This is a genomic window from Natronorubrum bangense (genome assembly GCF_004799645.1).
Lineage (GTDB): Archaea > Halobacteriota > Halobacteria > Halobacteriales > Natrialbaceae > Natronorubrum > Natronorubrum bangense.
Window position 1 is genome coordinate 1989317 of the sequence record NZ_CP031305.1, and the last position, 26631, is coordinate 2015947.

General features: G+C 61.5%; 30 protein-coding genes and 1 tRNA gene. 11 read left to right on the top strand and 20 right to left on the bottom strand.

Features of this window, described 5'->3' with window-relative positions:
- Positions 1 to 5 precede the first annotated feature (5 nt).
- The gene (locus tag DV706_RS09945; RefSeq protein ID WP_006064764.1) at positions 6 to 566 is read right to left on the bottom strand and encodes a double zinc ribbon domain-containing protein; all 561 of its coding nucleotides are present in this window, start codon (positions 564 to 566) and stop codon (positions 6 to 8) included.
- 129 nt (positions 567 to 695) lie between these two features.
- Here DV706_RS09945 and DV706_RS09950 point away from each other — a divergent pair.
- A tRNA-Tyr gene (locus DV706_RS09950) sits at positions 696 to 769 on the top strand.
- Positions 770 to 1112: 343 nt separating this feature from the next.
- Positions 1113 to 1403 (top strand): DUF5779 family protein, encoded by a 291-nt coding sequence (locus DV706_RS09955; protein ID WP_006064763.1) that lies wholly within the window; start codon positions 1113 to 1115, stop codon positions 1401 to 1403.
- On the opposite strand, the gene DV706_RS09960 is transcribed toward DV706_RS09955, so the two are convergent.
- Positions 1384 to 2076 carry a VOC family protein gene (locus tag DV706_RS09960; RefSeq protein ID WP_006064762.1) on the bottom strand — a complete coding sequence of 231 codons (693 nt, stop codon included), beginning with the start codon at positions 2074 to 2076 and terminating at the stop codon, positions 1384 to 1386. The two genes, DV706_RS09955 and DV706_RS09960, sit on opposite strands and share 20 nt — an antisense overlap.
- Positions 2077 to 2182: 106 nt before the next feature.
- Here DV706_RS09960 and DV706_RS09965 point away from each other — a divergent pair, with 106 nt between their 5' ends.
- Both DV706_RS09965 and DV706_RS09970 read left to right on the top strand, forming a co-directional pair.
- Positions 2183 to 2866: a hypothetical protein gene (locus DV706_RS09965; protein ID WP_006064761.1), complete on the top strand. Its 684-nt coding sequence runs from the start codon at positions 2183 to 2185 to the stop codon at positions 2864 to 2866.
- Positions 2867 to 2962: 96 nt separating this feature from the next.
- Positions 2963 to 3382, top strand: a complete 420-nt coding sequence (locus tag DV706_RS09970; protein WP_006064760.1) for a hypothetical protein — start codon at positions 2963 to 2965, stop codon at positions 3380 to 3382.
- 388 nt (positions 3383 to 3770) lie between these two features.
- Here the strand turns inward: DV706_RS09970 and DV706_RS09975 are convergent, their stop codons facing one another.
- Positions 3771 to 3980: a ribbon-helix-helix domain-containing protein gene (locus tag DV706_RS09975; protein WP_006064759.1), complete on the bottom strand. Its 210-nt coding sequence runs from the start codon at positions 3978 to 3980 to the stop codon at positions 3771 to 3773.
- A gap of 98 nt (positions 3981 to 4078) precedes the next feature.
- Between DV706_RS09975 and DV706_RS09980 the strand changes: the two genes are divergently transcribed.
- Positions 4079 to 4408 (top strand): DUF5789 family protein, encoded by a 330-nt coding sequence (locus tag DV706_RS09980; protein ID WP_006064758.1) that lies wholly within the window; start codon positions 4079 to 4081, stop codon positions 4406 to 4408.
- 2 nt (positions 4409 to 4410) lie between these two features.
- Here the strand turns inward: DV706_RS09980 and aglJ are convergent, their stop codons facing one another.
- Both aglJ and aglM read right to left on the bottom strand, forming a co-directional pair.
- The gene (gene aglJ, locus DV706_RS09985) at positions 4411 to 5430 is read right to left on the bottom strand and encodes an S-layer glycoprotein N-glycosyltransferase AglJ (protein WP_006064757.1); all 1020 of its coding nucleotides are present in this window, start codon (positions 5428 to 5430) and stop codon (positions 4411 to 4413) included.
- Positions 5431 to 5514: 84 nt separating this feature from the next.
- Entirely contained in the window at positions 5515 to 6804 is a 1290-nt protein-coding gene (aglM, locus tag DV706_RS09990) for a UDP-glucose 6-dehydrogenase AglM (protein WP_006064756.1), read from the bottom strand.
- A 110-nt stretch (positions 6805 to 6914) separates the two neighbouring features.
- On the opposite strand from aglM, the gene pyrE reads away from it, so the two are divergent.
- The gene (pyrE, locus tag DV706_RS09995; RefSeq protein ID WP_006064755.1) at positions 6915 to 7442 is read left to right on the top strand and encodes an orotate phosphoribosyltransferase; all 528 of its coding nucleotides are present in this window, start codon (positions 6915 to 6917) and stop codon (positions 7440 to 7442) included.
- A 71-nt stretch (positions 7443 to 7513) separates the two neighbouring features.
- Here the strand turns inward: pyrE and DV706_RS10000 are convergent, their stop codons facing one another.
- Entirely contained in the window at positions 7514 to 7876 is a 363-nt protein-coding gene (locus tag DV706_RS10000; protein ID WP_006064754.1) for a DUF7322 domain-containing protein, read from the bottom strand.
- 242 nt (positions 7877 to 8118) lie between these two features.
- Here DV706_RS10000 and thrS point away from each other — a divergent pair, with 242 nt between their 5' ends.
- Entirely contained in the window at positions 8119 to 10068 is a 1950-nt protein-coding gene (gene thrS / locus DV706_RS10005) for a threonine--tRNA ligase (RefSeq protein WP_136350856.1), read from the top strand.
- Positions 10069 to 10134: 66 nt separating this feature from the next.
- Here thrS and DV706_RS10010 read toward each other — a convergent pair whose 3' ends face one another.
- A complete protein-coding gene (locus DV706_RS10010; RefSeq protein ID WP_049889625.1) occupies positions 10135 to 10746 on the bottom strand; it encodes a methyltransferase family protein in 612 nt (203 codons plus the stop codon).
- 141 nt (positions 10747 to 10887) lie between these two features.
- Here DV706_RS10010 and DV706_RS10015 point away from each other — a divergent pair, with 141 nt between their 5' ends.
- From DV706_RS10015 to glmS, 3 genes are all read left to right on the top strand, one after another.
- On the top strand, positions 10888 to 11589 hold the full coding sequence (locus tag DV706_RS10015; protein ID WP_006064750.1) for a helix-turn-helix domain-containing protein: 702 nt from the start codon (positions 10888 to 10890) through the stop codon (positions 11587 to 11589).
- An 86-nt stretch (positions 11590 to 11675) separates the two neighbouring features.
- Positions 11676 to 12386 (top strand): phosphoribosyltransferase family protein, encoded by a 711-nt coding sequence (locus DV706_RS10020; protein WP_006064749.1) that lies wholly within the window; start codon positions 11676 to 11678, stop codon positions 12384 to 12386.
- A 158-nt stretch (positions 12387 to 12544) separates the two neighbouring features.
- Positions 12545 to 12994, top strand: coding sequence for a methylaspartate mutase subunit S (glmS, locus tag DV706_RS10025; protein ID WP_006064748.1), 450 nt, complete (start codon positions 12545 to 12547; stop codon positions 12992 to 12994).
- 63 nt (positions 12995 to 13057) lie between these two features.
- Here glmS and DV706_RS10030 read toward each other — a convergent pair whose 3' ends face one another.
- From DV706_RS10030 to DV706_RS10050, 5 genes are all read right to left on the bottom strand, one after another.
- Entirely contained in the window at positions 13058 to 13486 is a 429-nt protein-coding gene (locus tag DV706_RS10030) for an arsenate-mycothiol transferase ArsC (protein WP_006064747.1), read from the bottom strand.
- Between the two features lie 103 nt (positions 13487 to 13589).
- Positions 13590 to 14024: a universal stress protein gene (locus DV706_RS10035; RefSeq protein ID WP_006064746.1), complete on the bottom strand. Its 435-nt coding sequence runs from the start codon at positions 14022 to 14024 to the stop codon at positions 13590 to 13592.
- 151 nt (positions 14025 to 14175) lie between these two features.
- Positions 14176 to 14766, bottom strand: a complete 591-nt coding sequence (locus DV706_RS10040) for a 50S ribosomal protein L15e (protein ID WP_006064745.1) — start codon at positions 14764 to 14766, stop codon at positions 14176 to 14178.
- 503 nt (positions 14767 to 15269) lie between these two features.
- Complete coding sequence (locus tag DV706_RS10045; protein ID WP_006064744.1) at positions 15270 to 16181, bottom strand: serine/threonine-protein kinase RIO2; 912 nt, start codon at positions 16179 to 16181, stop codon at positions 15270 to 15272.
- A 598-nt stretch (positions 16182 to 16779) separates the two neighbouring features.
- A complete protein-coding gene (locus DV706_RS10050) occupies positions 16780 to 18393 on the bottom strand; it encodes a long-chain-fatty-acid--CoA ligase (protein WP_006064743.1) in 1614 nt (537 codons plus the stop codon).
- Between the two features lie 425 nt (positions 18394 to 18818).
- Here DV706_RS10050 and DV706_RS10055 point away from each other — a divergent pair, with 425 nt between their 5' ends.
- Entirely contained in the window at positions 18819 to 19655 is an 837-nt protein-coding gene (locus tag DV706_RS10055) for a lipoate--protein ligase family protein (protein ID WP_006064742.1), read from the top strand.
- A 121-nt stretch (positions 19656 to 19776) separates the two neighbouring features.
- Here DV706_RS10055 and DV706_RS10060 read toward each other — a convergent pair whose 3' ends face one another.
- The 8 genes from DV706_RS10060 to DV706_RS10090 all read right to left on the bottom strand — a co-directional run bounded on the left by DV706_RS10060 (position 19777) and on the right by DV706_RS10090 (position 26592).
- The gene (locus DV706_RS10060; RefSeq protein ID WP_049889624.1) at positions 19777 to 20055 is read right to left on the bottom strand and encodes a hypothetical protein; all 279 of its coding nucleotides are present in this window, start codon (positions 20053 to 20055) and stop codon (positions 19777 to 19779) included.
- 90 nt (positions 20056 to 20145) lie between these two features.
- Positions 20146 to 20805 carry a class I SAM-dependent methyltransferase gene (locus DV706_RS10065; protein ID WP_006064740.1) on the bottom strand — a complete coding sequence of 220 codons (660 nt, stop codon included), beginning with the start codon at positions 20803 to 20805 and terminating at the stop codon, positions 20146 to 20148.
- 66 nt (positions 20806 to 20871) lie between these two features.
- Positions 20872 to 21012 (bottom strand): rubrerythrin-like domain-containing protein, encoded by a 141-nt coding sequence (locus DV706_RS10070; protein ID WP_006064739.1) that lies wholly within the window; start codon positions 21010 to 21012, stop codon positions 20872 to 20874.
- A 90-nt stretch (positions 21013 to 21102) separates the two neighbouring features.
- Positions 21103 to 23991 carry a bacterio-opsin activator domain-containing protein gene (locus DV706_RS10075; RefSeq protein ID WP_006064738.1) on the bottom strand — a complete coding sequence of 963 codons (2889 nt, stop codon included), beginning with the start codon at positions 23989 to 23991 and terminating at the stop codon, positions 21103 to 21105.
- A 119-nt stretch (positions 23992 to 24110) separates the two neighbouring features.
- On the bottom strand, positions 24111 to 24965 hold the full coding sequence (locus DV706_RS10080; protein WP_006064737.1) for a YihY/virulence factor BrkB family protein: 855 nt from the start codon (positions 24963 to 24965) through the stop codon (positions 24111 to 24113).
- A 337-nt stretch (positions 24966 to 25302) separates the two neighbouring features.
- Positions 25303 to 25722 carry a peptide-methionine (R)-S-oxide reductase MsrB gene (msrB, locus tag DV706_RS10085; RefSeq protein ID WP_006064736.1) on the bottom strand — a complete coding sequence of 140 codons (420 nt, stop codon included), beginning with the start codon at positions 25720 to 25722 and terminating at the stop codon, positions 25303 to 25305.
- Between the two features lie 50 nt (positions 25723 to 25772).
- Entirely contained in the window at positions 25773 to 25934 is a 162-nt protein-coding gene (locus DV706_RS21745; protein ID WP_006064735.1) for a hypothetical protein, read from the bottom strand.
- A 139-nt stretch (positions 25935 to 26073) separates the two neighbouring features.
- Positions 26074 to 26592, bottom strand: coding sequence for an HTH domain-containing protein (locus tag DV706_RS10090; RefSeq protein ID WP_006064734.1), 519 nt, complete (start codon positions 26590 to 26592; stop codon positions 26074 to 26076).
- Positions 26593 to 26631 lie beyond the last annotated feature (39 nt).

Consider the following 26631-nt stretch of genomic DNA (forward strand, 5'->3'; position numbering starts at 1 on the left):
AGTCGTTATGAGTGACTGTCTCGGCTCAACACATCTGCAGCTGGCGTCCGACGGCCACAGCTGGGACAGAACGACCAGTCGGAACGGATTTCATCACCACACTCGCAGAATAGCCGTCTCGAGGTCTTCTCGCCACAGTTTGGACAGTACACGTGGTCGTCGTCGACGTGTTCGCCACACTGCTCACAGTGTGTCTGTGGCCCGTTGTCGTTCGACTGTTGGCCACGGGGCTGCTCGCGATCGGCCGTGTCATACATCTCGCGATCGTGTGGCCGTGCGCGAGCATCCGCGGCTGTGTGATCACCGACTCGAGTCGATCGATCCAGAGTCGACTCGAGTTCGTGGAGTCGATCCGCGAGCAGTTCGTCGACGCGATCCCGAACGAGTTCGTCGAGTGTCTCCGGCCGTGTGGATTCGGTTCGTCGCTCACGCTCCCTTCCTCGAGTTGGGCCGTTGCTGGCGAGATACGCGCGCAGCGCCTCCCGCATCGCTTCGCTTTTCGAAATCTCGAGGGTCTCGAGTTGCTCGACGAGGGCATCGTCGGCGCGGAACGTGATCTTGCTCATCTGCGGGTTATCATCTCTGTTGACACTCCACCTATATCAATCATTCTTCCATTTCGGCTGACGGCAGCGTCTTTTTCCGTCGAAAATAACAACTCTTATGTTATCCAGAGCGGCTACGTTGAAGTGCAACCGCCCTTAGCTCAGACTGGTAGAGCAGTCGACTGTAGATCGACTTGCCCCCCGTTCAAATCGGGGAGGGCGGACTTTTTGTGATTCCAACCGACGAGCGAAGCGAGTCGCCGGAATCTCAAAAAGAAGATCGTGACCCTATTTGAACACGAGAGCCGCACGCCCGGGAGCGCAGCGAAGCGAGCACCCCGGAACGTCTCACTCCGTTCAAAGTGGGGAGAGCGGACTGTTACTGGGAACAGTGTGAGCAGTCGATCGTCCAACAGACACGCTTCCTGCGGGTTATTTTCGTTCGATGTCTGAACCTGTCCGACTGCTTGCGATCGAGTTTCCACTGCCGTCTGTCCGACAGCCTCGGGCGGCTCGAGCGGCCGGCTGAGGCGAACGTTTTTCTCGTCCCGGTTCGACCCACCCGGTATGAGCGATTTCGACCTCGACCTCCGTGCGGTCGAGGAACACATCGACGAGGAACTCGAGATCGAAGGCAGTGTGATCCTCGGCGTCTTGGATGGAACGACGCCGGCAGCAGAGTGGCTCGAGGCGATCTCGAAGGGGAACCTGCTCGTCCTCAACGTCGAGGGCGACGTCAACGACTTAGCGTCGGGCTTTGCCCGCGATGTCAAGGAGTCGGGTGGCAGTCTGATCCACTTCCGGGGCTTTCTGCTCGTGGCTCCGCCGGGCGTCGACGTCAGTACTGAGCGCCTGTGAACGTCAGGAAGTGCCCGTCAGGGTCGCGAACGACGACCGATTCATCCGTCTCTCGTTCGACGGCACAGACGCGATCCGAGATGGCCTCGAGCGCCGCCCTCGGATCCTCGGTCTCGAACCCGAGGTCGACGTGGACACCGCCACGAGCGTCGGCGATCCCTAGCTGTGGCTCCCAGAGTTCCAGCGCCATCGGGCCGTTCATGCGTACGCGTTCGCGGTCGCCACCCACATCACCCGTCTCGAACCCGAGGTCGGCGTAGAACGACGCCGCACGCTCGAGTGATTCGACCTCGAGGACGACCTCGAAGATGCCGTCGATGCCCGGACCCGAAACGTCCTGTTGGCCGAGTTCGACGCAGTTACCGTCGGGATCGTACAGATACAGTGAGCTGACGGGGCCGAACTGGGCCTCCTCCAGATCGTACTCCTCGCTCAGCCGGTCCCACCAGTCGTCGTACTCCGTGCGGGGAATCGAGAACGCGTAGTGGGTGTGGAGGCCACCACGGGGAAACCTGTCGGGACGGCGGAGGACTAGATCGGTTTCGCCCGCCTCACACACGAGTTCGTCGTCCTCCTGTGTCGCCACAGAGAGGTCCAGCGTCTCCTCGTAAAACGTACGCGCTCGCTCGAGAGACTTGACTTCGAGAGCGAGCCAGGACAGCCCAGTGAGCATGCTTGTTCGTACGCCCGGGAGGTGCATAGATGCTCTGGCGGGGCCAGTCGGCACCCTGCTCCTGTTGGCTACACGTTTATACACCGCGCGTTCATACTACTGATAGATGACATTCCGTGTCGACGAGCGTGCGACGGATTTCCGCGAGATCGACCGCTTCGACGGCGGTGTCGGCTGGATTTCCCACCCCGACGAACGGATGCAGCGGGCGAGCCACGCCCTCGAGATCGATGGCAAGGTCTGGGTTATCGATCCTGTCGACGCCGACGGGATCGACGACCTGTTCGCCGAGTTCGGCGAAGTGACTGGTGTCGTCGTCTTACTCGATCGTCACAAGCGCGACGCTGCAGCGATTGCGAATCGCCACGACGTGCCGGTCTTTCTCCCCGACTTCTTCGAGGGCGTCTCCGAGGAGCTCGATGCGCCCGTTGCTCGCTTTTCGCGGACGCTTTCGGATACTGGCCTCGAGGCCCAGACGGTCGTCAACAATCGCTTCTGGCAGGAAGTTGCACTCTACAACCCGGCCGACGGGACCCTGCTGGTCCCCGAATCGGTCGGGAGGGCGGCGTACTTTCTCGCCGGCAGCGAACGCCTCGGAGTCCATCCGATGCGACGGGCCATCCCACCGCGGGCGGAACTGGGCCGGTTCACACCCGAGCGGGTGCTCGTCGGCCACGGCCACGGTGTCATGACCGACGCTGCGACGGCCCTCGAGGACGCGCTTGCAAACTCGCGCCGGCGCATGCCACTGCTGTATGCGGGAATGGCTCGCCAGCTCTTTCCCATCTAGGCTGTCTTACGACGATGGTTCCGCACCGTCAGCTCGTCTTCCGGGGGCGCTCGTGTGGCATACATATAATTACGAGCCGCGCCTAAGACGATCACTATGATCTACATCACGCGAGCCCTCGCCGACGTCCTGCTCGATCTGGCCAGTGACGCCGACCCGGACCGTGTGACGACCGGTGTCTCGGTCACGCCCGCGGGCGAGCTCGAGGGAGCCGACATTCCGACCGAGACGCCGGTGTTTACGGACTTTTACCTTCCGGATCCTGGCAACGCCGTCAACGCCGTCTTCGGTGTTGATCTCTCGACACCAGCACGGCAGACACAGGGCCAGTTCGTCTCACACCCCGTCCGAGAACTCGAGGTCACGAGGCGCGACGATCTCGCTGAAGTGATCTTTGTCGCTGTCCCACCGTGGGACCTCGACGAGCGGTCGTTCGCTGCTTTCGACCGCCGCGGCAAGCGCCAGCAACTCGAAATAATCGACGCGAGCCCACCAGAGCAGTCGCTCTCGGACTGACACACACGCTCCGTTCGGTCGAGAAAAATGAACGACTGGAAGACGGTACCGACCGAGACAGGAACTCGGTGATGGCTCAACCCCTGCGTGCCGACGGCCAGTGATCATCGTCGAGTATCCGATCGATGATGCTCCCACGGTTCGACTCTTTCCGGTCTTGTTCGTCGTCCGATGGTGATGGAAAATCCGGAACGTGTGGCATGCATTCCGACCTCCAGCGGAAACTAGACGCCTCGAGACAGAAAGTAATCGGGCTTGAGGGTTCAGTGTCGCAATCGATCGGCTGTAGACAAGTCACTCGCGAGGCTGTCGCGGCCCCTCAAGGTACACATCGCTTTTCAGAGACCAGCAGTGGCACGAGACCCCAATGAGAGACGCTGTCCCGACGTTACTCGAGATAGCCGAGGCCACGAAGCTGTTCGGTGATCTCTTCGAACTCGGCTTCCGTGAGTTTGCCTTGCTTCTGGTGTTGGATGACGATACTGCGAAGCAGGAACCGAGTGAGGTCGCTCGTGCTCTGGAAGCTGGTGCCTTCGATCGTGTCCTCGACGCGGTCGGCGAGATCTTTCGGGATCGAAACCGTCGTGTACTCTGTCATACGCCATACTCCGTCGCCGGCGCCAAAGGCGTGTCGACCGCGTGGGCTCCGCGACAGTCTTCGTAGCGGTTTTGCTATCGGACATCCTACCGGTCGGTATGGGAGTCCGGCCACCCTCGAACGGAGACGACGACGAACCCGAGAGCGTCGAGTTCGGTATCGCCGCTATCGACGCACACCTCAGAACAGCAGATCTCTCGTTTCCGGCAACGAAAGACGATGTCGCCGCCGAACTCGGCCACGAGCAGATCCCCTACGACGTCCACGGAAACGACGTCGCGCTGGGGGCGATGCTCGAGGAAGTCGAGACGTCGGAGTTTCGTTCTCGCCAGGAACTGCTCAACGCCCTCCACGAGCCGTTCGAGGAGTACCGACGGGAGCATTCCGGCGGTGTCTTTCAGCAGGTTCGATCGATGCTTCCGTTCTGACGTTATTTTTCGTCGTCTCGCTCCCGATCCGCGAGCGTAATCTGCTCGAGACGGCGTCGCTGCTCACGATGAAGCGTGACGAGCATGTCCGAGAGCACGCCGAACATGAGCAACTGGACGCCGAGCAGGATAGCCGCCGCGGCCGCCATCGCCATAATTTCGTGTCCTTGTCCGTGCTGGACCCACTGCCAGAGGACGTATGACGCGATGATCCCACCGGAGACGATGCCGCCGACGCCGAGACTACCGAAATAAAACAGCGGGTTGTTCGTTTTCGCGAGTGAGTACAACGCGAGGATGATCGTTCCACCGTCTTTGAGCGGATGGAGATTCGTCTCCGATGCCTCCGGTCTGGCGCTGTAACTGATCGGAACGACCGTCGTGTCGATCCCGTGTTTGACACACTCGACGGCGAGTTCGGTTTCGATGGTAAAGCCGTCCGAATCGAGCGAGAGTCGCTCGAACGAATCAACGGTAAACGCCCGGTATCCCGAGAGGATGTCGTCGTAGTCGGCCCCGTGAATGAACCGGAACGATTTGTTGATCGCCCGGTTTCCGAACCCGTTCAACGCCTTCATCGCATCGTCGTCCATATCGGCAAACCGGTTGCCGATCACGTGCTCGTATCCGCGCGAGAGGGGCTCGAGCATCCGATCTGCGTCGGCCGGATCGTAGGTCCCGTCGCCGTCGACCATCAACACGTAGGGGACATCGACGTACTCGAGGGCTTCGCGGACGGCCTGTCCTTTGCCGTCACCGGACTGGACCAGAACGTGTGCGCCGCGCTCGCGGGCGATCTCGCGCGTGTCGTCCTCGGAGTCGCCGTCGACGACGAACACGTTCGTGTAGCCTTCGGCGTGAAAGCCGTCGATGACGTCGCCGATCGTGGCCGCTTCGTCGAGCGTCGGGATGAGGATACAGACATCCTCGGAAGCGATCTCGCGCGTCTCATGACTCATGGAGAGGACCTCCCCATTGCCGATCGACAGCCTCGAGTCCGCACGAGCCGCGTCATTGTCCATCGGCAGGGACTCGCCGCTGTGACTGCAAAAACGTACTGATCGACCAGTGGCTAATTTGTATTACCGCCGATCGCTCGTTCGGGGCTACCAGGTCAGGCCCTCGTAGACGTCGAGTTCGGCCTCGTCGACGTCGATCCGGCGGCCGTCGACGACCACGCGCTGGGCCATCCCGTCGAACGTGAGGTCGTCGAACTCGGGCCAGTCTGTCGCAACGACCGCGCCGTCGGCGTCTGCGAGTGCGTTGGCGGCCGACTCGGCGTACTCGATATCGGGGTACATCGGTCGGACGTTCTCCATCGCAACCGGGTCGTAGGCGACGACGGCTGCGCCGCGATCCTGTAGATACTCGATCACGTCGAGCGCGCGTGACTTGCGGATGTCGTCAGTTCCGGGTTTGAACGACAGGCCGAGCACCGTAATCCGTGCATCCTCGAGGTCGACGTGGGCCGCGAGCGAGTCGACGAGCCGGCGCGGCTGACCGTCGTTGACCGCAACGACGGCATCGAGCAGGGCTGGATCGTACCCCTGTTCGCGGGCCCCGGCCCGCAGCGCGTCGACATCTTTCGGGAAACAGGAGCCACCCCAGCCCAGCCCCGAGCGCATGAACCGCTCGGAGAGACGGTCGTCGAGGCCGACCGCCTCGAGCACCTCGTAGGCGTCCGCGCCGTACTCCTTTGCGATGTTGCCGAGTTCGTTGACCAGCGAGATCTTCGAGGCGAGGAAGGCGTTGTTGGCGTACTTGATGAGTTCAGCCTCGCGGATGTCGGTCTCGACGAGGGCTGTCTCCTCGCGTGAGAGGATCGGCGCGTACAGCTCGCGAAGCGTCGCGGCGGCGTCGTCGCTCGTCGCGCCGACGACGACCTTATCGGGCTCGAGGAAGTCCGTTACGGCCGTCCCCATCCGCAGGAACTCGGGGTTCATCGCGAGCTCGAGGCCATCACCGACGCGTGTGCCGGACTCGGACTCGAGAATGGTGCCGACGACGTCCTCCGTCGTGCCGGGGAGGACAGTACTCTTGACGACGACGAGGTGGTCATCGTCCTTTGGCTCGAGCGCGCGACCGAGGGATTCGGAGCCGGCACGCATGATCGCGAGGTCGAGACTGCCGTCGTCGGCCTGCGGCGTAGGGAGACAGAGAAAGGTAATGTCGGTGTCCCGAACCGCCGCGTAGTCGGTGGTCGCCCGCAGATTCGTGCCCGCGTGCTCGGCGATGCGCTCTGCGAGGCCCGACTCGTGGATCGGGGCCTCGCCGGCGTTGATCGTGTCGACGATCTCCTGATCGATCTCGATGTTGACGACCTCGTGGCCGAGATCCGCCAGACAGGCCGCGACCGTGGTGCCGACGTAGCCGCTGCCGACGATAGAGACGTGCATGCTCTCTCCGACGAAGGGGATGTGTTAGTCGTTTTTGACTTCGATTCGCACGGATCGAGTGCTGGCCCGATCCACACCGCTTATTTCGGTTCGGCCCGCCCGTTCGAGCAATGACGAATCAGGCACTCATCGATGCCCTACGCGAGGCGGATGCCGTCCAGTTCGGCGAGTTCGAACTCTCTCACGGCGGCACCAGCGAGTACTACGTCGACAAGTACCTCTTCGAGACCGATCCCGGCTGTCTCGAGGCCATCGCCGACGCCTTCGCCGAGCGCGTCACGCCGGAGGACAAACTCGGCGGCGTCGCCCTCGGTGGCGTCCCGCTTGCGGCCGCAACGAGTGTCGCAGCTGGGGTTCCCTACGTTATCGCGCGCAAGCAGCGCAAGGAGTACGGCACCGCGAACTTAGTCGAGGGCCGTCTCGAGGAGGGCGAGGAAGTGGTCGTCCTCGAGGATATCGTGACGACGGGAACGAGTCTCGTCGACGCCATCGAAGCCCTCAGAGATGCCGGGGCAACTGTCGACCGCGCGCTGGTCGTCGTCGATCGACAGGAAGGCGGCCGCGAAAACGTCGAGGCCGCGGACGTCGAGATGGAAGCGCTCGTCACCGCCGAGGAGCTGCTGGCCGATCGGGACTGACGCCGAGCGCTCGGCTCACGTTGCGCTGTGTCTCGTCCGTTCTGCCCTGTCTCGAGTCACCAACCAGGGACTCACTGGCTGTGCTTGTATCGCCGATATCCGACGACAGCCAGGCCCAGGGCGAGCACCCCACCGATCGCAAGCGCGCTGCCGACGACCCACTGGCCCCGAAAGCCGATCAACATCACGCCGAGGCTGGCGCTAAAGAGGCCGGCGTGGACGAGCACCGCGACGATGATGAACGCAAGCAGTGTCGATCGCGACCCCTCGCTGAACGCTTCCTCGAGGTCGTCACCACTGTTACCGTCTCCGCCGCCGAACGGGTCGTCCGCAAACGGGTCCTCGAGTGGATCTCCCGCAAACGGATCCTCGAGCGGGTCGTCTCCGAACGGGTCGTCGAACTGATCGTCGTCCGGTGGCGGATCAAAGCCCACGACCTGCTGTAGCCGATTCGGAGCCAAAACGGTTCGGTCGACGACGCCCCATCACAATGTTTTTATCCCGCTCGAGACTACCCGTATCCACGATGGTAGGTGTCCGCTTTACAGGGGCTTTCGCCCGTTTCTAACCTACACCTACCGCTCGCTGTGTCGACACGGTTCCACAGACGAGCGGCCAGAGCGGACGTCCAATCGGACTTCTTACCGAAGTTCACAACCAAGCCATAGTAACATCCATGTCAGAATCAGATCCACAATCACAGGAGCAACTCGTGGTCGTACTGCCAGACGGATCCGAACTCGAGGTCGACGCGGGGTCGACGGTCGAAGACTGTGCCTACGAAATCGGTCCCGGCCTCGGCCGAGACACGGTCGCCGGCAAACTCGACGGTGAACTCGTCGCCAAAGAAGCACCCGTCTACGACGGTGTCGACCTCGAGATCGTCACCGACCAGTCCGAGGAGTACCTTCGTGTGATGCGCCACTCCGCCTCGCACTGTCTCGCCCAGGCCGTCGAACGCCACTACGACGATGTCGATCTCGCGATTGGCCCGCCGACGGACGACGGCTTCTACTACGACTTCGATAACCTCGACATCGACGAGGAAGACCTCGCTGCCCTCGAGGACGAAATCGAGGCCATCATCGAAGACGACTACGAGATCGAACGCGAGGACGTTTCGATCGAGGAGGCCGAAGACCGCCTCGCCGACGAGCAGTACAAACTCGAGTTACTCGAGGAGTTCGCCGACGAGAACGAGGAGGTCTCGTTCTACAAACAGGGCGAGTGGGAGGACCTCTGTGCCGGCCCACACGTCGATTCGACGGGCGAAATCGGTGCTGTCGAACTGCTCGAGATCGCCGGTGCCTACTGGCGCGGCGACGAGGAAAATACGATGCAGACGCGGATCTACGGCACCGCCTTCGAGGACGAAAGCGACCTCGAAGCCTATCTCGAGCGCCAGCAGGAAGCCAAAAAGCGCGACCACCGGAAGATCGGCAACGAGATGAACCTGTTCTCGATTCAGGACGTCACCGGCCCCGGACTGCCGCTGTATCATCCGCCGGGGAAGACGGTGCTGAAGGAACTCGAGGACTTCGTCGAGGACCTCAACAAAGATGCCGGCTACGACTACGTCGAAACGCCACACGTCTTCAAGACGGATCTCTGGCACCGCTCGGGTCACTACGAGAACTACGCCGACGACATGTTCATCTTCGACGTTGGCGACGACGAGTTCGGCCTGAAGCCGATGAACTGCCCCGGTCACGCCGCTATCTTCCAGGACCAGTCTTGGAGCTACCGTGACCTCCCGATCCGCTACGCCGAGAACGGGAAGGTCTACCGCAAAGAACAGCGCGGCGAACTGTCGGGCCTCTCGCGAGTCTGGGCGTTTACCATCGACGACGGCCACCTGTTCATCCGGCCCGACCAGATCGAACGCGAGGTCGAGGAGATCATGGACATGATCACGGACGTCTTAGAGACGTTCGACCTCGAGTACGAGATGGCGCTGGCCACCCGGCCCGAGAAATCGGTCGGCAGCGACGAGATCTGGGAACACGCAGAAGAACAACTCGAGAACGTCCTCGAGAAGCGCAACCTCGACTACGAGTTAGAGGAGGGCGACGGCGCGTTCTACGGCCCGAAGATCGACTTCGCGTTCGAGGATGCGATCGGGCGCTCGTGGGACGGCCCGACGGTCCAGCTGGACTTCAACATGCCCGACCGGTTCGATCTGTCTTACGTGGGCGAGGACAACGAAGAACACGAGCCGGTGATGATCCACCGCGCGCTGTATGGCAGCTACGAGCGGTTCTTTATGATGCTCATCGAGCACTACGAGGGTCGATTCCCACTGTGGCTCGCGCCCGAGCAGGTCCGCGTGCTGCCGATCTCGGATAACAATCTCGGCTACGCCCATCAGGTCGCAAACGAGTTCGACGAGTTCCGCGTCGAGGTCGACGACCGCGACTCGACGCTCGAGCGCAAGATCCGTGCGGCCCACGACGACCGCGTGCCCTACCAGATCATCGTCGGCGACAACGAGCAAGCCGACGGCAACATCTCGGTCCGTGACCGCTTCGAGGATCAGGAGTACGACGTCGAAATCGACGAGTTCAAGGCCCATCTCGAGGCCGAACGCGACGAGCAGCGGACGGAGCCGGATTTCCTGCAGGACTGACGCCGGTCAGTCAACGCAGCAGCATTGTTTTTCACCGGACGCGAGAACTGCCCAGCCCGTCACGGGTTACTCCGTGAGAGCGGGTTCCGCCCGATTGCCGACGACTGCACGAATCGTTCGCAGGCCGACGAACCGCGGGACGCGCTCGGCGTATCGTTCGTACGGTTTGCCGTACTGTTCTCGTAGCCACGGTTCCTCGGCGAAAGGCAGCGTCAGCCACCAGCCGACGTACATCGCACAGAGGACGGCCGTCAGTGTCGAGTTTGCGAGCAGCGCGAAGCCGACTGACGCAACGATGTAGCCGACGTACTGTGGATTGCGCGAGTACCGATACCAGCCGTCGGTGCGCAACTCGCCGGTCAAACCTGTCGTCTCTTCGACGCCGAGGTCGCGTCCCGCCGCGATCGCCACGACGAAGCCGACGACAAACAGGATCGATCCCACAGCGAGCGTCGGCAGCCGTGGGAGTCCGAGACTGTTCCAGTCGAGGACAGCGATGACGAGCAATGCAATGCTGAACAGCTGTGAGAGTGACCACTGAATGTAAAACGCCCAGTTTCGTTCGCCCGGCGGCCAGTAGTTCGCCACGCCGAGCGCACTGACAGCGACCCCCACGAACGTGATGAGGAGACTGCCCACGGCGATTGCGAACGCGATCGTGGTCAGTGACTCGAGCATGGCACCACCTTCCGCTGACTGCACCAGTCGTCCGACTCGAGTAGCGTCATAGCTCCGTATTCGGTCGCGTTCGAACTGGGCGTTTCCACGGACACACTAGCCGATTTATATTCTCGTGGCAGTTGAGTAGTGGACAACCGGATGAAGTACCTCGACGTTCGCCTCTCACAACCCGACTGGATGCTTCACCCGATGCAGCGATTTATCCGAGAGGGAGACGCCGTCCACTACGAGGAACTCCGCGCATGGAACCTTGCTGCCCGCGAGGATGCCCTCGAGTACGAGCTGTTCTACGTCGAAGCCAAGCGCGAGCCCTACGTGGAACGACTCGAGGCTGTCGAGTCGGTTCGGTGGTACGATCTCACGCCGATCGACAGTGACTCGTTTTACGTCTCCATCTGTCAGGAAACGCGCGAGGAAGACGTCCGCTGGCGCGAGGCATTTGCTGCCCTGAACCTCGTCGTCGTTCCGCCCGTCGTCTACGATTCCGAGGCTGCGTTCTACATGACTGTCGTCGGGAGCAGTGATGACCTGCAGGCGATGCTTGATGGACTCCCGGACAGCATCGACGTGACCGTTCGGGCGATCGGCGACTACGACCGCCGGCACGCACCGATCACCGGCGAGCTGACGGACCGACAACTCGAGGCCGTCGAAGCCGCGGTCGACGTCGGCTACTTCGAGGTTCCCCGTGACGCCGGGGTCGACGCCGTTGCCGACGCGTTGGACTGTGCCTCGAGTACGGCATCGATGCTCCTGCAGAAAGCGCAGGCTCGGGTGATGCGACGGCTCGTCCGGCGCTATGGTCGTGAAAAGCCGATCGACAACGATCGCGAACCGTAGCTGCCCCGTTGAGGTGTCACATTCGTGCTGATCTTGTGTGTCTTTCGAATCGAAATACCCATGGTTGCGGAATCGTGCATACCTGTATGAACAGAGCAGAGAAGGCAGCCCTGCAGTTGCGGGCCGTCGACGTGTTGCGGATGTTAAAGGAAACCCGAACGTATGACGAACTCGCCGAGACGACGGCGCTTCCGGCAGGCGACCTCAACCGGTACGTTAACGGACACGTTCTCCCGGGTACCGAGCGCGCACGAAACGTCGTTGAAGAACTCGGTCGGGACGCACTGGCCGAGGAACTCACTGCACGGATTCGGGTTGACGACGACGGCTACATCGACAACTCTGCGACCGTCTTCGACCAGCCGTTTCTCGACCTCGTTGCTCCCGTCGTCGCGAACGGGTTCGACTTCGACCGCCCTGACGTCGTCCTCACTGCTGCGACGGATGGGATCACGCTCGCTGCCTCGCTTGCGAGTTACTACGGGACGCGGTGTGCGTACGCCAAAAAACGCAAGGAAACCGCCGTCGAGGAGTTTATCGAGGCGCGTGAACGGCTCCAGTCGGGGATCGAACTCACCTACTATCTCCCCGAGTCGGCCATCGACGAAGGCGATTCGGTACTCGTCGTCGACGACCTCATCCGTTCGGGTGAGACACAGGAACTCCTGCTCGATATCGTCGGAACTGCCAACGCCGACGTTGCCGGGGTCTTTGCACTCATTGCGGCCGGCGACGACGGCATCCAGCGGGCTCGAAACCACACCGACGCACCAGTTGGTTCACTGACAACTGTCTGACTGTAAGACGGCGACACGGCTCTCTAGTTCTGTTGAATCCTTTTCAATTCACTGTTCTACACCGCCCCGACAGTCTCGCATGGAAAATCATGTGAATCACTACCACATTATTAATCATTAGGTTTATGGTGTTCCCCCCTGTTGGTGGTAGTACGAACATGACGAAGACAGTCATCCTCGGCGTGATCGGTTCCGACGCACACGTCGTCGGGATTACCATCCTGGAACAGGCGTTTGAGGCAGCCGGCTTCGACGTTATCAACCTTGGAGTCCAGAGCTCCCAGGAAGAGTTCGTCGACGCCGCAACGGCTCACGACGCCGAGGCTGTACTCGTTTCCTCCCTCTACGGTCACGCAAAACAGGACTGTGAGGGCTTCCACCAGAAAGTCGCCGACGCTGGCCTCGAGGACGTCACGACCTACATCGGCGGCAACCTCGCCGTCGGACAGGACGACTTCGAGGAAACCCGGAAATTCTTCCGACAAATGGGCTTTGATCGAGTCTTCGACTCCGAAACGGACCCCGAGGACGCCATCGAGGCGCTCCGGGCCGATCTGGACATGCGCTCCTCGGAGTCCGAACAGGAGAGCCACACCGTCTCGGCCTAAGCTGCGACTCGAGCACTCGTTTTCATATCCAGACGCGGCCCCACGCCGTCGTTTTGCAGTCGGTCAGTCGGTTCGCGTCGCTTCGATTTCGTCGAACAGCGCCTCGACACGCGTTTTCACGTCGTTGCGGATCTCGTGGACCGTCTCTTTCTCCTGTCCGTGTGGGTCCGGCAGATCCCAGTCGCGGACGTCGGTGTCGGCCTCGAGATCGAGTGTCGAACAGCCCATCGTCACAACGTAGTCACAGGACTCGAGAGTCTCCGTGGCGATTTCCTGTGGCTTGCGATCGGCGAGATCGATTTCGACGTCGGCCATCGCCTCACGGACGACGTCGTGGACGGCATCGGCAGGATGTGTCCCACCGGAGTGGATCACTACGTCGTCGGTGAGCCCGCGCGTCTCGCGTTCGCGTTCGGCGTAGGCAGTTGCTATCTGGCTTCGACCAGCGTTCTGGACGCAGACGAACGCAACGTGTGTCTTGGCATCGGTCATACCCGTCACTAGGACGGGACCGTTCCTAATCGTTCATATGTGGTCCACTGTGAGAAATATACACACGGGTAGCGCTCAAAAGCAACTGTCGACCGGCGCGTGATCACCGAACGATCGTCACCGGGACCGGAGAGCGACGGGCCACCTTCTCGGCGACACTCCCGAGAAGAAGGCGGCTTGCGCCTGTGCGACCGTGGCTGCCGATCGCGATGTGGTCGACGTCGTGTTCCTCGGCGTAGTTGACAATCGAGCGTGAAATCCCGCCGACCATGTGGTCCGTTTCGATCTCGACGCCGAAGTCAGCGGCCTGCTTGCGCGCTTCCTCGAGGCGATTTTCGGCCCAATTCTCGTGGTTTTTTTGGATCTGCTCGTAGTTCGTCATCGCGCTGCCTTCGATACCCGTCGCGCCGTAGAAGTCGCCGGGATCGATGACATGAAGCGCCGTGATTGTTGCCTCTGGGTACTGCGTACAGGCAAACTCGAGTGCATCCATCGATTGCTCTGAGTCGTCGACTGGAACAAGGACGTGATCTACCATGTGTGTCTGTGTACTGGTGCCGGCAATATAAGCGTCCGCCAGCCTGCAACACTCGTCGGCTCGCGTGATCGGTCATGCCACGAGGCCCGACCGAGCGCAGGTGCTCCACACTCGAGTCAACAGCACAAACCGCAAAAACTGTCGGCCGCTGTTACTTCGCGCGGCCCTGACCGCCGTTGTTGGACGGTCGGACCTTCTCGGCACCTTTGCCGCGGTTGTTGAGACCACGGTTGGCCTTGCCAGCGTTGGTCAGGCCACGGAAGGCGCGGTTCTGGTGAGCGCTGTCGCAGATCCAGTTCAGGTCGTCGTCGTTCTGGATGGCGGGGTGGTTCGGATCAACGAGGATCACTTCGAACCACTTCTGCGAGCCATCTTCACCGACCCAGTAGCTGTTGAGCACGCGCAGGTTGGGGTACTTGCGGGAGACGCGCTCCTCACCGATGCGCTGGATGTTCTTGCGCCGTCCGATACGGTTGACACCCTGGCGCTTCGTTCGGCGACCGGCGGTAAAGCGCTCTTTTCGGGCGGTCCCTTTGCGGACCGACACGCGGGTCATGACGATGCCCTGTTTGGCTTTGTAGCCGAGTTCGCGTGCCTTGTCGAGACGGGTTGGTCGCTCGATCCGCTCGATTGCGCCCTGCTTGCGCCATTCCTGTTTTCGCTGCCACTGCAACTCCCCGAGCTTACCGTCGTCGGGGTCTTTCCATGCGTCCTTGATGTGGGAGTAGAAGCTTTTTGCCATTGTATGTTCCCGCGGGCGTTTCCTGGTTCAATCCTGACCGGGGCCATGCCCCGCGGATCACATCCCGACCTGTAGCACAATGCTGCACAGGTGCCCGCTGACGCCCGCGACCCAGCGAGTCTACGACAGTCTATCCAACTCTCGAGTATAAGGGCTTCGAACTCCGGAAGTGGCTGTCCCGATGCCCACTCTGCGCCAGCATCGCGCGTCTGGGTCGCCTCTCTCGAGTCGGTGGGCCCGTCCTGCTCCCAACGACTGTTGCTCCGCCTTGCGGCTATTTTATATCGCTATATGAGGTTTACTGAAAACAATTCTGCCGGAGTATGCTCCCCCCAAAAAAATGGCTATGACTGCCCTCGAAACGGTGTTCAAGCCGTTTTGTCGGGATTCAATTGCTCACACACAGCTGACAGCCCTCGCAGCCGATCACACCAACACTCACAACGCAGGCGTTCGCCATCGAAGCCGCTACGACCCAACTCCCGCTGAAAAGCGCACGTTTGTTACGAGACGAACTCGGCTATGCTGTCGAACGACTCCTCTTCGATCGAGACCGCCACATCGTCACTGTCGATATCGTCCGGAACGTGCTGTGGATACTTTCGGCGGAAGTACCCCAGGGTGTTCGTCAGGTCGCGCCGGAGGAACTCGGTCGCGTTCTCGTGATCAGTCGGAATCGCCTGTGGCCAGTCGAAAATCTTCACGCCGTCCTCGCTGACGAAGACATTGTACTCGCTCATGTCCGCGTGGACGTACCCGGTCTCGTAGGCGAGTGCAATCTCCTCGAGCAACAGATCGAGGACGCCGAGGACCTGGTCGTCCGTGAGTCTCGTCTGTGAGAGTTCGACGCCGTCCATCTTCTCCATGACGATGACGTGGCGGTTCTGGCCGATCGGCCGCGGAACCGAGACGTCCGGATACAGCGCTTCGAGGATGTCGTACTCCCGTTCGGCGGCTTTTCGAGCGGTGTACATCCAGGAGACGTGCTCGTTGTCCGACGTGTAATCGCGTTCTTTGTGGACCTCTCGGAAGTTGGTATACCCCTCGCGGTGGTACTTCAGCGCGAGTGGTTTGTAGGAGCGAACCTCGTAGACGTCACTCTCCTTGCCGACGCCCAGCGGCGAGCCGAACTCGCTGATCGTGTCCTGCTCGACGAGTGCTCGCAACGCGAGAATATCGTACCCCTCGAACTGGAGGGTGTACCCCTCGTACTGGATTGTTTTCTTTTCGACTAACCCGCGCTTGAGACAGCGCTCGAGTCGGTAGTCGACCTCCTCTTCGGTCAAGCCGGAGAACTTCGGGAGCTTCTCCCGCTGGACCCACTCCGAAAAGCGCATCCCCTGTTCGACCCCCGAAAGGAGATAGAAGTCCTCGGCCTCGAGTTCCGGAAGTAATCCGGCGACGTTCCGCACCATACCCCGGATAGCTGGTGGATACGTAAAAACGTCGTGACCCCGCTGCTGGTCGGTCTGGTTGTACACCCCTTCTCGAGCGTCTCCTCCTTTCGCCCAGGCCTACTGTTGCCAGCGTCGTGTATCGGTACTCGCGCGGCGGCACTGCCCTGATATGAATTGCATGCTGCGATATCAAACATCGATAGCTGTCGAACGGATGGCTCTCTGTTGGGCGACCACTGAACTCAAGTATGTGACGCTGGTGTCGTGTCTGTTATAGTAGCCACTGAACATCACTGCACGACCGTATCGCACGACTGCTGTGGGATGCGTGTGTACATCGGTTCAGTTGTTACTATAGGAACGTCACCACTTACACAGTAGACGGAACCCGCGTCACTCCACGTCAGACCACAGTGGTCCTACGTCGGTGTGGCATTCGGGAGTTGCTACGCAGCGGTCGTCTGCGCGGTTAATCGGCCATCGAGTGACTGGACTACAGTACTGTGTTCTACTCCGAGAACGCAGCGACGGTCGCGATAAAAAAACGGATGTAGTTACCTATGACGACGATTCAACGGCCGGCCAAGCGGCCGTTCTGACTCGTTCGGGTGCGGCGTTATCCCTGGCCGACCATGCCCTCTTCTTCGTCCCACTCCTCCTCGCGGAGTTCGTATTTCTGGATCTTGCCCGTCGCCGTCTTGGGCAGTTCGTCGACGAACTCGACGCGGTGGACGACCTTGTAGCCGGCGAGTTTCTCACGGGTAAACGCCGTCAGTTCGTCCGGAGAGATCGGTGGGTTCTCGGGGTCGTCGTTCGACGGCACGACGAACGCCTTCGGCGTCTCGCCCCATTTTTCGCTCGGGGATGGGATGACGGCCACGTCCGAAACTGCGTCGTGGTCGAACAGCGTGTCCTCGAGTTCGATGCTCGAGATGTTCTCCCCGCCGGAGATGATGATGTCCTTCTCGCGGTCTTGGATGGCGATCATGCCGTCGTCGTTGACAACGGCCAGGTCGCCGGTGTGGAACCATCCCTCACGTTTGTCGTTGAACGCTTCGTCGGTCTCCTCGGGTTTCTCCCAGTAGCCTTCCATGACCTGATTGCCACGGACGAGGATCTCGCCGATGGTTTCGTCGTCCCACGGCACTTCGTTGCCCTCGTCGTCGACGACTTCGACTTGGGTCGCCAGCGGGGCGATCCCCTGACGCTTTTTGAGCGCGAAGCGGCGCTCGCTGTCCTCGTCGATGAGGCGTCGAGTCGCGGAGGTGCCGATGAGCGGCCCAGTTTCGGTCGCCCCGTAGAGCTGGCGGAAGTGCCAGCCGAACTCCTCTTCGACGGTTTCGATGATGCTTTCCGGCGGTGCCGCGCCAGCTGCGGTGACCCGCATTGGGTTGTCGCCCGTTAGTTCGACGTCGTTCTCCTCGCGGTACTCCTCGAGCAGGCTGAGCACCGTCGGCGCACAACAGAGGAACGAAACGTCTTCGGTGGCGATGTCGGTGAAGATCTGGCCGGCGTCGACGCCGCGGGTACAGACGTGTTTCGCGCCCATGCCGGTGATGGCGTAGATGTGGCCCCAGCCGTTGACGTGGAACATCGGGAGTGTCCAGAGGTAGACGTCGTCGTCGGTGATCTCGTGGTGGATCGTGACGAGCTGGGCGTGCAGCGACTCGGTGCGGTGTGTTCGCATGACGCCTTTCGGGTCGCCGGTCGTTCCTGAAGTGTAGTTGATCGTGATAACGTCGTCCTCGCTCATCTCCGGGCGCTCGTAGTCGGGTTCAGCGTCCTCGATGAGTGCGTCGAAGTCCTCCCAGTCGCCCTCGACGGCGTCGGCGTCGTTCGTAATGAACGTCTCGGTGGGGACCTCGTCACGAATCGCTTCGATCTTTTCGGCGTACTCGTAGTCGGCGACCACGGCCGTGACGCCGGCGTCGTTGAGCATGTACTCGTAGTCCTCGGGCGTCAGCCGGTAGTTCAGCGGCGCGTGGATCGCACCGAGTTGCATGATCCCGTACGCCGACTCGAGGTGGTAGTGCGTGTTGGGGTCGAGGACCGCCACACGATCACCTTTCTCGATGCCGCGCTCTTGCAACACTGCAGACAGTCGGTCGGCCCGGTCGCCGAACTCGTCGTACGTGAACCGTTCGCCTGTCGTCGCAACGATCGCTTCTTCGTCGCCGTAGTACTTGCGCGCCCGGTCGAGGAAATCGGTTACTAAGAGCGGGACTTCCATGTGGCTCAGCTTTGAACATTGTTTATAATATTCTTTATGGATCTATAATCGACATCGAGACTAGATGAAGTGGCGGCTGGCGAAGATGTTCGCCTCGATCGGTCCAACTCGCGAAACCAGTGGGGGAGCCATCTGAAACACGGAGACGGTAGCTACTTGACATGACCGCCTATCAACCAAGTGCTCCCGTGTCCCACCGACCGTGACGGCTCGTGCTCGAGCCCTGATTCGGCGGCGTGAATCCGCTCACTCGCCGTCGACTTTCGGATTTCATACCTATGTCTGACGCGGGCCTCGAGAGCCGACTTCGAGGCCTTACCGCGTTCTGTTTCTGGCATAGATCGACCGCCGCGAGCATGGGGTGTTCTCACCGGGCATGCGTTCCCGTCGCAACCTCTAACTCGACAGCCAGCGATCGGACGAGTATGACTGACCTCGCCGACCGTTCGTGGCGATTGCTTCGGGACGAGCCCCGTGATGGGGCGACACAGATGGCCCTCGAGGAAGTCGCTGCAGCGACAGCACTCGAGGACGATCTGCGGACAGTCAGGGTCTACTCATGGGAGCCGAGTACGCTCTCGCTTGGGTACCGACAGGACGCCGACACGGTCGACTGGGCGTACTGTGAGCAGGCGGGGATCGACGTCACTCGCCGGCAAACCGGCGGCGGCGGGATCTATCACGACCGATACGCCGACATCTCGTACACCATCGTTGCCCCTGCTGACGAGGTGCCCGGCGACCTGATGGACTGCTACGAACTGTTCTGTGAGCCGGTGCTCGAGGGACTCGAACGCATGGGTGTCGACGCCGACTTCGCCGCCGTCGAGCAGTCGTCGATCTACTACCCCTCGTGTTATCTACGGGATATCAACCCGGCCCACGACGTCGTCGCGCCCGCAACTGCGGGCGCAGACGCACGGAAGATCAGCGGCAACGCCCAGTACCGACAGCGCGACGTCGTCATCCAGCACGGCTCGATCAGCTACGCCCTCGAGCCCACTCGTCACGTCGGCGTCTTCGAGACGGACCTCGAACCAGCCGTGTTCACCGACCGAGTGACGAGCATTCAGGATGAGGTGGGGATCGACCGCGAAGCGGCTGTCGATACCCTTGCGACGGCGCTCGGGGAGTGGTGTGACGCGGACGAGGGCGACTGGTGCGACGACGAACTCGAGACCGCCGCCGACCTCGCCGCTCGGAAGTTCGGGGCCGACGCCTGGATTCGGAACCGCGAGGTGCTCGAGGCGAACGAGCAGTAGTCCGAACGGGTGTGCTATATTTCACCGCTGGCTGGCTGTGTCAGGACTCGACACTCAGCGGGCCGTTTTCGACTCGACGGAGGACCGATCGGTTGTCAGGCGAGCCATCGGAGCGCCTGGTTCAGCTGAGGATCGCTTTCCAACTCCAGCCACCGAGGATGAGCACGACGAGCGCGAGGAAGATCAACGCGCCCCACTGCTGGCCCTCTGTCTCCGCGATCGGGGCGAAGACGTTGATGAGGCCGGTCCATTGCATCAACGCGAGCGCGAGCAGCACCAGCGACAGTATCGAGACGACAGCGATTCCGAGCCAGTTGCGGGCCATCCATTGCCCTTCCGCTTCGGCCTCGTCTCTGGAGGTCGTGGGCGTTTCCGTCGGCTCTCGATCCGGTTCGGACATACCCTCTTCTAGGACGGTCTCTTGGGAAACGGTTCCACCTGCAGCCTCCGGGTTCGACACTGGCGCGGTTCAGAAACCGACTGCGAGGCGTTAGCCGAGCACGCTGTCGCGTCGACGCCGCAACGTTCCGCGGACGAACGGCGTCGCTGGAAAGATACCGAACTCGAGGCGTTCGATCTCGTCGACTGCGAAGGCGTCGTGACCGACGAATCGCGGAACCGTCTCGCGGGTGAGTTGGCAGCCACCGGCGACACGCTCCCAAAGCGGGTTGAGCAGCTGCTGGCCGGTTCCCTGCCAGCCGTCGGCATGAACGTGCTCGAAAAAGCGGAACTCGCCGCCCGGTTTCAACACCCGTGCAACCTCATCGATGGCGGCGTCGGGGTCCTGAATCGTACAGAAGACGACGCTGGCGAGTACGACGTCGAAACTGTCGTCGGGGTAGGGCAACGATTCGGCGCGTGCATCCTGGAGGGTGACATCGAGACCGAGGTCGCGAGCGGTGCGTGCCGCCCGTGTTCGCATGTGTGGATCCGGCTCAATGGCGTGATACTCGATCGCTGACGTATCGATGTCGGCGACGAACGGAAACATATCCCCGGTGCCACAGCCCAGCTCGAGTACGCGCCCCGAGAGATCCGCGACGAGGTAGCTCCGATGGGGTGCAAGCAGGAACGCCTGTGGGAGCCAGTCGTAGAGCGTCGCAAAAACAGGATGGGCGATTTCGTGGTCTCGAGTCGATGGTTCGGACATCCGTCTCGAGAGAAGAGCGAGAACCCGGTAATCGTTTCCCTGCCAGCGAGTCAACGATGCCGTCGATTACTCGATCGGTGTCTGCCGGTTTCGCATGTCGGCACCACATTTCGGGCAGCGCTCCGGTGCTGTTGCACGGACGACGGTACCACAGCTAAAACACTCGTAGGTCGACTCTTCTTTTGGGTTGAGTTGAACGTCTTTCATGGGTGGGTGTGGTTTCGATTTAACAATAATAGGGATATTAGGATATGAGTGTTCGTCAGATAGCTAGCGTCGGTGATCTGAAGGGGTTCACTATTCAACCCTTGATGTAGTGTTTGCCGGGAGCCCGATCTCCTCGAAGAGGATAGTAAACAACGTTCGCTGCACAGTTCGGATGTGGCGATAGAATGCAGCCGGTGAGATACCGAGCGTGTCTGCGATCTCGGCTCCCGAGCGATCCCGCGGGGATTCGAAGTAGCCGCCGTAGTACGCCAGCTGGACGACCTCGAGTTGGCGGTCGGTGAGTCGCTCGAGCAACTCGGCCCGGCGGTCGCTGGCGGCCGTTCGATCGACGCTGCGTTTTGCGTGTAGTTCGACATCCGAGAAGGCATGCGAGACGACGTCGATGCTTGCGTTCGCATCGACAGTCTGTGGAACATCGACGACGATCCGTGTCTGCTCAGGCGTCGCCTCGACGCTGTGTAACACGACCCCGTGGTCTGCAAGCTGTAGCGCCAGAAACGGTGCTGAGAGTTCGAGCAGGATGGTCCCGGTCTCGGTACTGGGTTCGGTCCCGCTGATCACCTGTGCGCGTTCGACAGCGACGAGTTCGTCCGCGGCGTCGGCAACGACGTCCGGGGACGCGTTTGTGACCGTCGCGAACACTGCAGCGCCGTCCTCGTGGAGACGGACACCGCCGTCGAACGAAAGCACACAGTCGGTCGCCTGTGCGAGTCTAGAAAACACGAAGCCGTCGTCGAAGACGTCAAACTCGAGGCGCGTCCGGGAGTCGGTCAACAGCGCCTGTTTGCGTTCGGCAGCGGCGATCGCGGAGGCGATCGTCTCACCGAGTTCGGCGAGGACGGTCCGTGTCACCTCGTCGAACGCGTCGGGCTGGTCGGCGTAGACGGTCAACACGCCGTAGGTGAACTGGTCGTAGGCAAGCGGCACGCTGGTGATCGACTGATACTCTCGAGCGAGCGCCTCGGAACGCCAGGGCTCGTCGTGGAGCCGATCGACGACGTTCGAGACGACGGTCACGTCGCGAGTCGTTGCCGTGAGGACTGCTGGCTCGCGTCCCTCCGCAAGCGACAGCGAGACGCTGTCGAGGTAGTCCTGTCCGCGCCCCGTCCCGCCGTGTGCGTTCACGGCGAGTCGATCGTCCGTCACGTCCGAGCTCCCGATCCAGGCGAACGAAAACCGGTCGGCAGACGTGAGCCGCTCGCAGACGGCAGCCTCGATCTCCGCTCGAGTTTCCGCCCGGACGAGTGCAGCGTCGAGTTCACGGATAATCTCGTTAACTCGATTGAGTCGGGTGAGTTCCCGGTTTCGCTGTTTGAGTTCACGGTCGCGTTCACGAAGCGTCCGTTCCCGTTCGACCCGATCGAGCGCCGCGGCTGCGGTCGTCGCGACGAGATCGGTCAGCTCTCGAGCGACGTCGTCGAACGCGTCGACGACCGGCGAGCCGACGACGAAGACACCGTGATCGCCCAGTGGGACGAACCCGCCACTCCTGAGATCGGTCGTCGGATCCGAGAGCGTATCCGCATCGTGGATGTCCGCGAAAAAGCGGGACTGGCCCTCGACAAAGACGCCACCCGCGATGCTGTCGGTGGTGGCCCGCCGCTGTGAGAGCGGCCCGTGGAGCCGTTTTAGCCCCGACGAGACAGCAGCTGGCCGAAGCACGTTGTCGTCGGTGTCGAACAGGTAGGCCCCACTCGCCTCGAGATCGAGGATCTCGGGGGCATCTTCGACGATAATGTCTGCTATCTCGCGGTCGGTTTCGGCGTAGAGCAGCTTTCGCGTGGTTCGGTGAAGTGCGGTCAGTGCCTCCTCTCGGTGTTTGCGTGTCGTTACGTCCCGGCAGCTATAGAGGAGCGTGCCATCCTGAATCGAGACTTCGCGCACGTTGACCAACAACGTGCGTTCGCGGCCCGCCCTGTCGGTCGCCGTACACTCGATGTTGGTCAACACGCCGTCGGCCTCGAGAGCTGCCCGATCGAAGAGGTCCGGACCAAGGAGTTCGTCGATCGTCCCCATCTCGTGGATCTCGTCGTCGGTGTAGCCGAAAATGAAGTGGACGTTCGGACAGACGTAGGTAAACTCGCCCGCATCGTTCGTGATGAGGACGGTGTCGGTCATGTTGTTGAGCGTCACCCGATGCAGCTCCTCTGATTCGCGCAACTCCTGTTCGAGACGGACTCGCTCGGTGACGTCAGTCGCCCGTGCAAGTAGCGAGACGACTGTCTCCGAGTCATCGTACACCGGTCGAATCGTCACCTCGAGCGTCCGCGGGTCAGCGGCGTCGCCAGCCTCGTCGGCGACCTGTGCCTGTGTCACCTCCCTGTGGACGATCTCGCCCGCCGCGGCCCGCTCGAGTGCTGCCTCGAGCACCGTCTGCCCTGCCTCGGCACACCGCCACCACGGGAGGTCAGCAAACGACTGCCCGCGGACGGCCGTCTCAGTCGTGTCGATCGCCTCGAGGGCGACCTCGTTCGCTCGACGAACGTCTCCATCAGGCGTCAACACCCATGAATACGTTTTCGGGTCGTCGAACAGTGCACTGAACTGGCGCGACTGTGCGCGCCGTTCCCGTCGCTCTTGTCCTGCCTCGAGTGCGCGCTCGAGCGCTGCTGTCAGCTCTGTGGCGCGTCGATCTTCGGGGACGTACTCCGTCACGCCCGCTGTGATCGCTGCACTCGCAAGCGTTTCGTCGCCATCACTGGGTGCGAACACGACCGGACAGTCCGGCTCACGCTCGCGAACTCGCTCGAGGAGGTCCAGACCGCTTGCGTCCGGAAGCCGGTGGGGTGTCAGGATGCAGTCGACTGGCCGCTCTGTGAGCGTCTCGAGCGCCGCGGCTGCAGTCGACGCCGTGAGCAGTTCGGCGTCGCATTCGCTCTCGGCGACACTCGAGAGCAGGTCTCCATCGTCGGCAACGACGAGGAGGTGGGTGTCGTCGACGGTCCGTACAGAAGCCATTCATACCCAATACCGTTCGAAACTGATAGAATCCATCGCTTTTCGCCGCCGTAGACCGACCGCCGATCTGAACAGCGCACGGAATCCAGCACACGCCGCGTTCGTCGATCACCCATTCGTTAGGCGTATTTCGACCAGTGGTCCCCCAACGGTATCCAGTCATCGTCGGGATCGACGTGTCCCGCGAGGACGGCGTTGAGCACGGCACCGAGCAGGAGACAGAGCCCACCGAAGTAAACCCATGTTAGAACCAACAGCACGGCACCGGCGATGTCGAACAGTGCGACGCTCTCTGAGGTCGCGACGTAGAGCCGAAAGCCGACGGCGAGGACGGTCCAGGAAAGCGCAGCGAACACTGTCCCCGGGAGCACCTCGCCGACCGAGACGTCTGGCTGGGGAAAGAGGTAGTACATCGGGAGGAAGACGGCCATCAACAGGCCGACGAGCAACACGGCACTGGCTGCTGTCATCCAGACCCCACCGACGAGAACCGAGAGACTGATGCCGACGACGCCGACCAGCATGACACCGACCGCGACCGTCGCCGTTACGAGGACGACGTTCAGGGCTGTGACCAGCGTGACCGTCGCGGCCGTGGTCACGTACGATTGGTTCTTTCGTGAGCCGTAGACGTCGGTAAACGCGCTGTTGACTGCCTGAAACAGGCGCACTGCACTCCACAGCAGAATGGCGACTGCGAGGACCGCCGCCCGCGTCCGGTCGACGCCGGTCCCGACCGCTCCCTCGAGCCCGTCGTCAGTCACCATCCCTTCGAGGCCCGCCGCCGTCTCGAGGGCGCTCACCAGCGGCTCGAGCGAGTCGACGAGCGTGACGGCGACAAGCGCGAGGACGACCAGCGGGACGAGGGTGTTGAACGCGTGATAAGCCAGACCTGCAGAGGTGACGCTAATTTGGCGCTCGCGAGCAACTGCAGCGACGTCACGAACGATCGAGCGGGGACTCGAGTCGGCCATATCCCAATCTCGACGACGATCCGGAAATCGCTTGGGCCGGCAGACGGATGATGGTGTGGCATCGACTTGCGCAGTGCAGGCGTGGCGGTGTCATCGATCAACGACATGTGGTCGACGACACCGCTTTTCTGTCTGCTGGAATCGTCTTCGGTGTCCGTTCCGACCTCGCCGACGATGGGCGCTTGAGCAGTCGACTGGGTCGGCCTGGATGATCACCATAGCAGTTTCCCGTCGTCGCTCTTCGGTGGTTGACCGTTCAGTAGAGGGGCTGGTGGCGAGACAGTCGGTCGAGAAGGAGCGTGCCTGCAGTCGCGACTCTCTCGTTCACTGGTTCAGTCTATCCTTCGTCGAAGTCGAGGGCCACCGAGTTGATGCAGTAGCGTTTTCCGGTGGGATTGGGCCCATCATCGAAGACGTGACCGAGGTGGCCGTCGCAGTTTGCACACAGGACCTCGGTCCGGCGCATGCCGTTGCTGGTGTCGAGTCGCGTCTCGATGCGATCGCCGTCGGTGTCGTAGAAACTGGGCCAGCCACAGCCCGACTCGAACTTGGTCTCAGAGTCGAACAGGACAGCACCACAGCCGGCACAGACGTAGCTTCCGTCGGCTTTGTGGTCGACGAACTCGCCGCTAAATGGCGGCTCAGTCCCGGCTTCGCGAAGAATGCGGTACTCCTCTTCGCTCAGTTCGGCTCGCCACTCGCTGTCGCTCAAGGGTTGATCAGCGTCGGAACCGTGTTCGTCCGTTTCGTGTGCCATGCAGATGAGTAGTACCGAGAGGCCCAAGAGTCTGTCTGCCTATGCCACAGTCATCGACTCGTGATCACGTCCGTACTGCCACATTCTGGACACTGTGTCATTCGCCCCAGTTTCGGAACCTCGATCCGTCGCCACGCGTCGTCACCGCCGGGGGCTTCGAAACCACAGTTGCGACATCGTGACTTCCCGAGGCTGACTGATTCGGTTACCATGCGTCCGAGTATGCCATTCTATGGCATAGGTGTTGTTCACGTCGTGCTTGACACTCACCTCGAGTGATCGGTTCGTTGTTGCGACGAGTCGCTGTCACTGGTCAGACTCTCCCCCACCACAGTGGTGGTCTGACACGTATCAATCAGAACGAGACGATGGCGACTGGAGGTGAGCGCTGCTATAGCTTGTTGTTTGGTCGTCCAGCCGGTCGATGATCACTTCGTTGGGTTGTTGTTCGTCGTCGATGGGCACCGATGGATCCGTCTCCTCATCGACGAGTGCATCGATCCGATCGCCGACATCGATCGTGGTCTCGCCGTCGCGGCAGGGGGCGACATGGAGGAGTTCATCGTCGCCGCTGAACTCGGCCAGGGCAACCGTCGGCAGTCGCCATACGTCGTACTGTTCGTCCGTGATCGAACACTCGATGTGCGTCTCTCGAAAGAACGGCTCGAGCGACCGACTGGTTTGGGCAGCCCACGACTCGAACGCCTCGAGTCGCGTTTCGATCCGCTGGAGCTGTGGAATCCGTGTCGTGTCCGCCGTCTGCCCGACGACTTTTCCCCAGACGCCGACCTCGACCGACTCGATCGGCGCGCTCGCCTCGAGGTCATCAAGCCGCTCGAGCGCCTGCTCCTGTGTCGGACCCGCGCTCATCGGTGTAAACGACCGAATCCAGAGCTCAACCGTTTTCGG

Coding starts and splice junctions, on each gene's coding strand:
- DV706_RS09965 (WP_006064761.1), top strand. CDS start 2,183: ATGACATTCCGTGTCGACGAGCGTGCGACGGATTTCCGCGAGATCGAC.
- DV706_RS10060 (WP_049889624.1), bottom strand. CDS start 20,055: ATGTCCGAACCGGATCGAGAGCCGACGGAAACGCCCACGACCTCCAGA.
- DV706_RS10040 (WP_006064745.1), bottom strand. CDS start 14,766: ATGGCAAAAAGCTTCTACTCCCACATCAAGGACGCATGGAAAGACCCC.
- DV706_RS10020 (WP_006064749.1), top strand. CDS start 11,676: ATGAACAGAGCAGAGAAGGCAGCCCTGCAGTTGCGGGCCGTCGACGTG.
- DV706_RS10010 (WP_049889625.1), bottom strand. CDS start 10,746: ATGCTCGAGTCACTGACCACGATCGCGTTCGCAATCGCCGTGGGCAGT.
- DV706_RS10030 (WP_006064747.1), bottom strand. CDS start 13,486: ATGACCGATGCCAAGACACACGTTGCGTTCGTCTGCGTCCAGAACGCT.
- aglM (WP_006064756.1), bottom strand. CDS start 6,804: ATGCACGTCTCTATCGTCGGCAGCGGCTACGTCGGCACCACGGTCGCG.
- DV706_RS09955 (WP_006064763.1), top strand. CDS start 1,113: ATGAGCGATTTCGACCTCGACCTCCGTGCGGTCGAGGAACACATCGAC.
- msrB (WP_006064736.1), bottom strand. CDS start 25,722: ATGGCACACGAAACGGACGAACACGGTTCCGACGCTGATCAACCCTTG.
- DV706_RS09945 (WP_006064764.1), bottom strand. CDS start 566: ATGAGCAAGATCACGTTCCGCGCCGACGATGCCCTCGTCGAGCAACTC.
- aglJ (WP_006064757.1), bottom strand. CDS start 5,430: ATGGACAATGACGCGGCTCGTGCGGACTCGAGGCTGTCGATCGGCAAT.
- DV706_RS10055 (WP_006064742.1), top strand. CDS start 18,819: ATGACTGACCTCGCCGACCGTTCGTGGCGATTGCTTCGGGACGAGCCC.
- DV706_RS09975 (WP_006064759.1), bottom strand. CDS start 3,980: ATGACAGAGTACACGACGGTTTCGATCCCGAAAGATCTCGCCGACCGC.
- DV706_RS10070 (WP_006064739.1), bottom strand. CDS start 21,012: ATGAAAGACGTTCAACTCAACCCAAAAGAAGAGTCGACCTACGAGTGT.
- thrS (WP_136350856.1), top strand. CDS start 8,119: ATGTCAGAATCAGATCCACAATCACAGGAGCAACTCGTGGTCGTACTG.
- DV706_RS21745 (WP_006064735.1), bottom strand. CDS start 25,934: ATGGTAACCGAATCAGTCAGCCTCGGGAAGTCACGATGTCGCAACTGT.
- DV706_RS10065 (WP_006064740.1), bottom strand. CDS start 20,805: ATGTCCGAACCATCGACTCGAGACCACGAAATCGCCCATCCTGTTTTT.
- DV706_RS09970 (WP_006064760.1), top strand. CDS start 2,963: ATGATCTACATCACGCGAGCCCTCGCCGACGTCCTGCTCGATCTGGCC.
- DV706_RS10075 (WP_006064738.1), bottom strand. CDS start 23,991: ATGGCTTCTGTACGGACCGTCGACGACACCCACCTCCTCGTCGTTGCC.
- DV706_RS10035 (WP_006064746.1), bottom strand. CDS start 14,024: ATGGTAGATCACGTCCTTGTTCCAGTCGACGACTCAGAGCAATCGATG.
- DV706_RS09980 (WP_006064758.1), top strand. CDS start 4,079: ATGGGAGTCCGGCCACCCTCGAACGGAGACGACGACGAACCCGAGAGC.
- DV706_RS10015 (WP_006064750.1), top strand. CDS start 10,888: ATGAAGTACCTCGACGTTCGCCTCTCACAACCCGACTGGATGCTTCAC.
- DV706_RS10090 (WP_006064734.1), bottom strand. CDS start 26,592: ATGAGCGCGGGTCCGACACAGGAGCAGGCGCTCGAGCGGCTTGATGAC.
- DV706_RS09960 (WP_006064762.1), bottom strand. CDS start 2,076: ATGCTCACTGGGCTGTCCTGGCTCGCTCTCGAAGTCAAGTCTCTCGAG.
- glmS (WP_006064748.1), top strand. CDS start 12,545: ATGACGAAGACAGTCATCCTCGGCGTGATCGGTTCCGACGCACACGTC.
- DV706_RS10045 (WP_006064744.1), bottom strand. CDS start 16,181: ATGGTGCGGAACGTCGCCGGATTACTTCCGGAACTCGAGGCCGAGGAC.
- DV706_RS10050 (WP_006064743.1), bottom strand. CDS start 18,393: ATGGAAGTCCCGCTCTTAGTAACCGATTTCCTCGACCGGGCGCGCAAG.
- DV706_RS10080 (WP_006064737.1), bottom strand. CDS start 24,965: ATGGCCGACTCGAGTCCCCGCTCGATCGTTCGTGACGTCGCTGCAGTT.
- pyrE (WP_006064755.1), top strand. CDS start 6,915: ATGACGAATCAGGCACTCATCGATGCCCTACGCGAGGCGGATGCCGTC.